The 7,118-nt window shown below is 42.8% G+C and carries 7 protein-coding genes and 1 pseudogene; 4 read left to right on the forward strand and 4 right to left on the reverse strand.

The annotated features are described in order from the left end of the window. Positions 1-60: 60 nt before the first annotated feature. The 4 genes from dgt to lsrF all read right to left on the reverse strand — a co-directional run bounded on the left by dgt (position 61) and on the right by lsrF (position 3,838). Positions 61-1,458, reverse strand: coding sequence for a dNTP triphosphohydrolase (gene dgt / locus VNN20_10245; GenBank protein ID HWP92561.1), 1,398 nt, complete (start codon positions 1,456-1,458; stop codon positions 61-63). 112 nt (positions 1,459-1,570) lie between these two features. Next, the gene (locus VNN20_10250; GenBank protein ID HWP92562.1) at positions 1,571-1,750 is read right to left on the reverse strand and encodes a hypothetical protein; all 180 of its coding nucleotides are present in this window, start codon (positions 1,748-1,750) and stop codon (positions 1,571-1,573) included. 113 nt (positions 1,751-1,863) lie between these two features. Then, positions 1,864-2,931 (reverse strand): zinc-dependent dehydrogenase, encoded by a 1,068-nt coding sequence (locus tag VNN20_10255; protein HWP92563.1) that lies wholly within the window; start codon positions 2,929-2,931, stop codon positions 1,864-1,866. A gap of 91 nt (positions 2,932-3,022) precedes the next feature. Beyond that, entirely contained in the window at positions 3,023-3,838 is an 816-nt protein-coding gene (gene lsrF / locus VNN20_10260; protein ID HWP92564.1) for a 3-hydroxy-5-phosphonooxypentane-2,4-dione thiolase, read from the reverse strand. Positions 3,839-4,289: 451 nt separating this feature from the next. Between lsrF and VNN20_10265 the strand changes: the two genes are divergently transcribed. The 4 genes and pseudogenes from VNN20_10265 (at position 4,290) to VNN20_10280 (ending at position 6,876) form a co-directional block, all read left to right on the forward strand. Next, entirely contained in the window at positions 4,290-4,691 is a 402-nt protein-coding gene (locus VNN20_10265) for a hypothetical protein (GenBank protein HWP92565.1), read from the forward strand. A 139-nt stretch (positions 4,692-4,830) separates the two neighbouring features. Beyond that, a complete protein-coding gene (locus VNN20_10270; protein HWP92566.1) occupies positions 4,831-5,196 on the forward strand; it encodes a hypothetical protein in 366 nt (121 codons plus the stop codon). Between the two features lie 272 nt (positions 5,197-5,468). Next, positions 5,469-5,834: pseudogene (locus VNN20_10275) on the forward strand (carboxymuconolactone decarboxylase family protein). Positions 5,835-5,910: 76 nt separating this feature from the next. Continuing rightward, positions 5,911-6,876 carry an alpha/beta hydrolase gene (locus VNN20_10280; GenBank protein HWP92567.1) on the forward strand — a complete coding sequence of 322 codons (966 nt, stop codon included), beginning with the start codon at positions 5,911-5,913 and terminating at the stop codon, positions 6,874-6,876. Positions 6,877-7,118 lie beyond the last annotated feature (242 nt).

Raw genomic sequence — 7,118 nt, forward strand, 5'->3', positions numbered from 1 at the left:
GTACCCTAATATTTTGGGATATAGAGCATACACGCATTTCACCGCCGAAGATTAAATTAGTTATAAGGGTTTAAATATTGTCTGAGGGTTTTCAGATTTTAATCTGCCATAAAATTCTAAGACATATCTGTCAGTCATCCCAGCAATAAAGTCACAAATAACACGCATCCTATCGCTCTTTTTAATAAATGAGTTATAAAGAGCCTGATAATCCTCTGGCATTAATTTATAACCGAGCTGTTTTTCATTCGATAATAGTTCAAAAATCGTCTTTACAATTTCATAGCCTCGATATTCAGCTACTTTTAATTTGGATGAGTTTATTAAACAAGCGTATGTCAATTGCTTTAAGGCTTCGACCTGAACGAGCTTTTCAAATTCTAAGCTTACTTTAGACAAAACCGGATACTTGTTATCTACCTCTACTCTAATCCCTTGGAGAAATGACTCAATTAGCGCAGATGAAAAACTACTACGTAAGTATCCATCGGATATTAAATCTAATGTCGCATTAAAAGACCCGGTAATTAATGGCATGAAACTTTTATGATTGTTGAGTTTAACGAATTTCTTTGTTTGTTTGACAACCCCATCAAATATTCCTTCAAAAATCTGATATAAAGTGTCTTTCAGCTCTTGTTTAGTGAATCTGGAGTTTATAGCATGAGAAACCTTATCTGTAACTTGGTCTGCTAGTTCGTCATCGATACCGATCATATTTAACGGATTTATAAAACCTGCTTTAAACGCATCTTCTAAATCATAAGTAGAATATGCAATATCATCGGCTATATCCATAATCTGGCATTCGATTGTTTTAAAATCGCCTTTAAATTCATTTGTACCACAAACGTGCGATTTAATTTGGTGAACTATATGTGCTTCTGAGTGATAATAACCCTTAACGATTTCATTATCTTTTTTTCTTTTTTTTGGAATTGCTTTATCATATTTTAATACAGCAGCCAAAGTCCGATATGTTAAATTTAGCCCCAGTCTACGATCATTACCCTTTTTATCAATTCCATAATCAGATGAATTTGATTCTTTCTGACGCTTTTCTATTTTTGTCAAAATCCTGAAAGTTTGGGCGTTACCTTCAAATCCGCCATAAGGCTTCATGCAATCATCGAGTGCTTTTTCACCATTATGACCAAATGGAGGGTGGCCTAAGTCATGGGCAAGCCCAGCGATTTCGGGAATATCCGGTTCAATATTAAATTCAGGGTCCTTAAAGAATGGAACTGTATTGTTAATTCTAATTGCTATAGATTTAGCTATTTGAGCGACCTCAAGTGAGTGGGTTAATCTATTTCTAAAAAAATCGGATTCAAAATATGGAAAAAGCTGTGTCTTTCCCTGCAATCTCCTAAATGACGCTGAGTGTATTATCCTTGCATAATCCCTTCGCCAATCCGTTCGAAACGGTTCTTTTGAAAGGCCAAGCTTGTCGGGAATTGTTGCTCTGCGAAGTCTGTCGTTAGCAGTATACAGACCCATTATGAATCGGGAGACTAAATAATGCTATAGTAATTTGAAGTAAACGAATCAATAGGGATAAATAGTATCATTATGCTGCGGACTTCTTTCGTTCGCGAACACCATTTATTGAAGTAGTTTTAATTGAATGGGCAGTCTTAGAGGATACAGTTGTTGTTTTTGTTACGCCAGAAGGGATATATAGCCTTTTCATAGCTTTACTTACAGCGGCAGATGTCGCCCTGTGACCAATGAAATATCTCTTTGTCATTATCTCCTCCTTATAAACTATAATATATCATAAGAATTTTTGTCAAGGTGCCAAATCATAAACAAAAGCTGAGAAAAACTGAAGTTATCACCTCTTGTGAATTATCAAGATAATTATACTCGCCTCTGCGGTTCGATAATCACCTTGATGGAATCCTTTGCCTCTACAACCATCTGGAAGGCTCTGCCGGTTTCGGCCAGAGGGAGCCGATGCGTGACCATATCTTTTACGTTCACCCGCCCTGCCCGGATAAGCTCTACGGCCAGGGCAAGGTCGGCGGGGGCCGCGGCGTAAGAACTGGTCATAGTAATACCATTCCACCAGACTTCGTTAAAGGGAAGGGGAATCTTCACATCCGGATCGGTTGGGGCAAAAAAGAGGATGGTCCCGCCTTTTTCCACTAAAGTTAATGCCTGCTCGATAGCCGATGTCGAGCCGGTGCAGACGATTACCATGTCCGCCAGCCTTCCTTCGTTGATTTCGCAGAGTTGTTTTGCTACATTCTCATTGGCCTGAATGGCCGCCTCGGCGCCAAAGCGAAGCGCCGCTTTTAGCCTGTATTCATTGATATCCGTTGCCATAACCCGGCCTGCACCCTGCGCACATGCCAGTTGAATATGAAGTAATCCAGTAATACCGCTTCCCATAACCAGTACACTGCTCCCCATTTCAAATCTGGCCATTCTCTGCCCGCGTATTGCACAGCCGAGCGGTTCGACGAAAGAACCTTCCTCGTAAGAGACTTCGTCTGGCAATACGAATACCCCGCGATCAACATTTATAGCTGGAACACGGATGTACTCGGAGAATCCACCGGGGTCAAAATGGGTAGTCCGAAGGGTATTGCAAGCCGAATGGTTTCCCCTCAAGCAGAAGTAGCAGGTGTTGCATGGGACATGATGAGTGGCGATAACCCTGTCTCCTTTTTTGAATTTGCGGACATCTTCTCCTACCTCCACTACCTCGCCGGCGACCTCATGCCCCAATACCAGAGGGGCCTTGGGAAGGCGGTACCACTCCATCACGTCGCTTCCGCATACCCCGCTTGCCTCGACGCGAATAAGTATCTCGCCGGGACCGATTTTAGGTATCGGCAATTCCTCAACCCGCACGTCCCGGTTGTTGTAATACATTGCTACGCGCATATTGTTAGTGAAGTTATGAGTTTTAGGTTTAGCCACGAATTAACACTAATTTTCACGAATACTATAATTTGTGCTTATTCCTGTTCATTTGTGGCCGATTAAAATTATAGTCGGAAGCTTCGATAGGCTATCCGCTGGCTGCCCTCTTGGTCTCCTCCTCCCTAAGCATTGTGAATAGCTCATGGGCCTGTTTAGGAGTGTAGTTTTCATGAACAATAGCGCGGATAGCAGCGATCATGGGAACGGGATGATCGGACTGCCAGATGTTCCTCCCCATGTCCACCCCGACTGCGCCCTGCTGGACAGCACTGTAGGCCATCTCTAAAGCGTCGAGCTCCGTAGCTAGCTTGGGCCCGCCGGCAATTACTATCGGAACTGGGCAGCTTTCGGTCACCTTTTCAAAATCCTCGCAGTAATAAGTCTTAACTATATGCGCTCCCAGCTCCGCGCATATACGGCAACATAGAGAGAGGAAACGGGCATCCCTCTTTTCAAGCTCCCTCCCCACGGCAGTTATGGCTAAAACCGGGATACCGTATTCCTCACCCTGGTTGACGAGCTCGGCTAGGCTGAGCAGGGTCTGGCGCTCGTGCTCCGTTCCGATGAAAACGGATAGGCCAACACCGGCAACATTAAGTCTTATAGCGTCTTTAATTGATGTAGTGATACCCTCGTCTGAAAGTGTTGGGCCGATAATGCTAACACCGCCAGATACCCTCAGTACTACATTTGCCCCGGAATCTGGGTCAACGGATGTGCGTAATACACCCCTGGTGAGCATAAGGGTATCGGCATAGGGCATAAGTGGTTCTATGGTCTTACGGGGCACTTCCAATCTGTTTGTGGGCCCAAGAAAATATCCGTGGTCTACGGCCAGCATTACGGCGCGGCCAGTCTCCGGTTTTATGATTCTGGCCATACGATTTTTCATTCCCCAATCCATTTGTAACACCTCTCTCTCGCTTAATTTTTATGACCATTTAAAATAAAATAAGGCAGCTTAAAAGTCAACCTTAAAACGTTTCTTAAAACGTTTCTACACCATCCGGTTGAAACTATTTCGAGTAAACAAGCCCCAAAAGCTCTACTACCTCGGATAGCTATTTATGAACCAACGTCATGCGGATACTCTTCAGCGTTATTGTAACTTGCCTTCTCTAATAGACATTAAATCGGAGCTAATTTCACTATAAAAATCTTTCTAAATACATGAAGACGTAATTCCGTTATAATGTTTGCAACTGCGTATGAATATTTGACATTATTGTGATAATATCAATTAATTCAAGGTAATAAAGGCACATTTTATTTCGCAATTGCGAAGAAAGTCCTTGACAAACAATAAACATGAAATTATATTGTAATTAAGTTTAAATCAATTGGAGGGTACAAAAATGGCCGAGACCAAAGAAGCTTTCAAGGTTAAGGATTTCACGGATACCGTAAAAGGAATTACCGGTATGGTGAAAGAAAATTATTTAAATGGAGTGGATTTATATTTTTCACTCTGGACTGAGAATCTGAAGGTACTGGATAGTCAGCTCGAACAGTGGTTTGGTATACAGCAGGAGTATATCAAGGCTGGAAAGGAAGTATACGAGAAGCTCCCGAAGGAGTTCGGAGTCTTTACAAATTCGGATACCGCTGACCGCTTTTTGGCCATTCAGAAAGACTACGTGGCGACAGTTAAGAAAGTCTCCGATAAGTTTGCTAAGGATACTTTGAATCTTGCACACAAGAATGCGGAGAAGGCTTTCTCACTGGTTGACGATTATCTAAAACTGTTCAGAGCTTAAATTGTATGGGAGCGCGGTTGGGTGAGAAATTCAACTGCGCTTTTCGAGAGAGTCAAGACGGTTTAGTATTTATCCGCTGAGGACTCGTGGCTGCAATCTGGTAGCATAGTGATACGGGGAGAGAAATAGGAGGTGTATTATGCAAAGGAATATTCAGGCACAGGGTCTCAAAGAATCAATCGCCATGGCTTTTAACCTTGGGGTTTGGCTGAAACAGCAGAAGGGGACTGAGATGAGCGTTTCAGAAGCCGCCGAGGAAATAAAAAGCATGATTTATTGGAATTTGAATAAACAGTATGGCGAAGCGTGTCCGCCCGATCTTCTCAACGCAAATGTAGAATATTTTCTACAGATTGCTCTTTTAGGATTCATACTTCCCGAAGTTTGCCTTCCGGATGAAGAATTGAAAGGCAGACTTCTTACTCTTATAGAAGCTAAGGCCAATGGAGCGATCACCCAACATCCAGTTGGGCAACCCTCTAACCAAAGCACAATCCATAATTGATCTTTAAACTGATTATAAAAATGGCTGGCTTCTAAATATCGCTAACATATGCAAAGGTTTTTAATCGATTAATGAATGAAAAAGAGGTGGTGTATCTTTTTGGTTTGTTGGTCTCGAAGTTCGAGTATTAAACATAGTGAAAATTCGGTCAAGTTGAATTAAGAAGTGATTCAAACAGGCTTAAAGAACGAGATGTATTCAGTAGTAGCAACGATTAGAAATAGGGAGGGTAAAACAAAACCATTTACCAATAGGATAAAAGGAGAACAACAATGAATAATGAGAGATATGAACGCGGAGTACAAAAGTTTAAGGAGATTAAGGGTGAGAAGGGTGAAGAGGCTATAGCGCGCTTAAAGGAGCTTGATCCGGACCTGGCTCGCTACGTAATTGAGTTTCCGTTTGGTGATGTTTACAGCCGACCAGGCCTAGATTTGAGGTCGAGGGAGATTGCTACAATTGCCGCACTTATTACATTGGGCAATGCGCCTCTGCAGTTAAAAGTGCATATTCGCAGTGCACTCAATGTCGGTGTATCACGGCAGGAGATTGTAGAGATTATCATTCAGATGGCGGTTTACGCCGGGTTTCCAGCTGCGCTTAATGCTATACGTGCCGCCAAAGAGGTATTTGAGGAACTAGACAAAGAAGAAAACGAGAAGAGGACAAAAAGCACGAGAACAAACAAGTTCATCCCTCGTCTGGTTAAAATCAATGAAAAATCAAGAATCAGGCAAAATAAAAGTAAACGACATAGACGTGTACTATGAAAACCATGGAGAAGGTGAGCCGCTTCTTCTTGTGGAGGGGCTCGGATACTCAACCTGGATGTGGTTCAAGCAGATTCCGGATTTTTCCAGGGCACATCAGGTTATTATCTTTGATAACCGTGGTGTCGGGAATACCGATAAGCCAGATTTAGAGTACACGATAGAGATAATGGCCGATGATGCCGCGGGTCTTCTCCGAGCTTTGGATATAGAATCCGCCCATGTCCTCGGGGTTTCCATGGGCGGTTTTATTGCTCAGGAGATGGCTATAAGGCATCCGCTGATAGTCAGGAGCCTTACCCTGGTCTCGACCAGTTTTAGCGGAAGAGAGATTATACACAGGGCTTCCAACTCACTCATTAACAACTTTTCCGGCTTCTGGGAAATAATGCCGGCTATGCTGGAGATGAGTGGAAAAGGGGGCGTTCCAATGGTTAATTCATTCGGGTCGCATGAGAAACAGAAGATTCGCCGAGGCCTCTCTCTTGCTTTTACCCCGGAGTACTTCGATTCTAATCAAGATCAAATTGACCGCATTGTAGAGTGGAGACTGGCCAATCCCCAACCGTTTTATGCATGGAACCGCCAGTTTATGGCCGGAATGAAATTCGATGCTTCTGATAGAGTCCATCAAATAAAAGCCCCTACCCTTGTGGTAACCGGGTCTGAAGATAGGATTGTGCTGCCCAGTAGTTCAAAAGCACTGGCGGATAAGATTCCCAATTCACGGCTCGTTGAAATTCAAGGGACAGGACATTTGTCGTTCATGGAAAGGGCTGAAGAATTTAATAGAATCGTGGTCAGTTTCCTTGAGGAAGTGGCTCAGGAAAACAAACCAGAGACCCAACGGAAGCAAGCTGGAACCTGGTGGAGAAGAATAATCCTTTCTTTCTTCGGCCAGAAAAACTAACACTGCCGAGCAAAAGTTTTTAGCCACTAATGGACACGAATCCACACTAATTAAATAATGCAATATTAATGATTCATGATGCATAAAACTTTTATATCCATCCACTGCTGTCCAAAATAATCAGGTATCAAGAAATCCATCCCCGTAAAACAAGGCTTTTAGACAGATAAAACCTCCTTTTCAAAACCAGGTTACCCCTCTTTTGTCTGTTTACTCTGCATATGCTGTCCAAATCACATACC

It is taken from the genome of Thermodesulfobacteriota bacterium, assembly GCA_035559815.1.
GTDB lineage: Bacteria > Desulfobacterota_D > UBA1144 > Nemesobacterales > CSP1-2 > DATMAT01.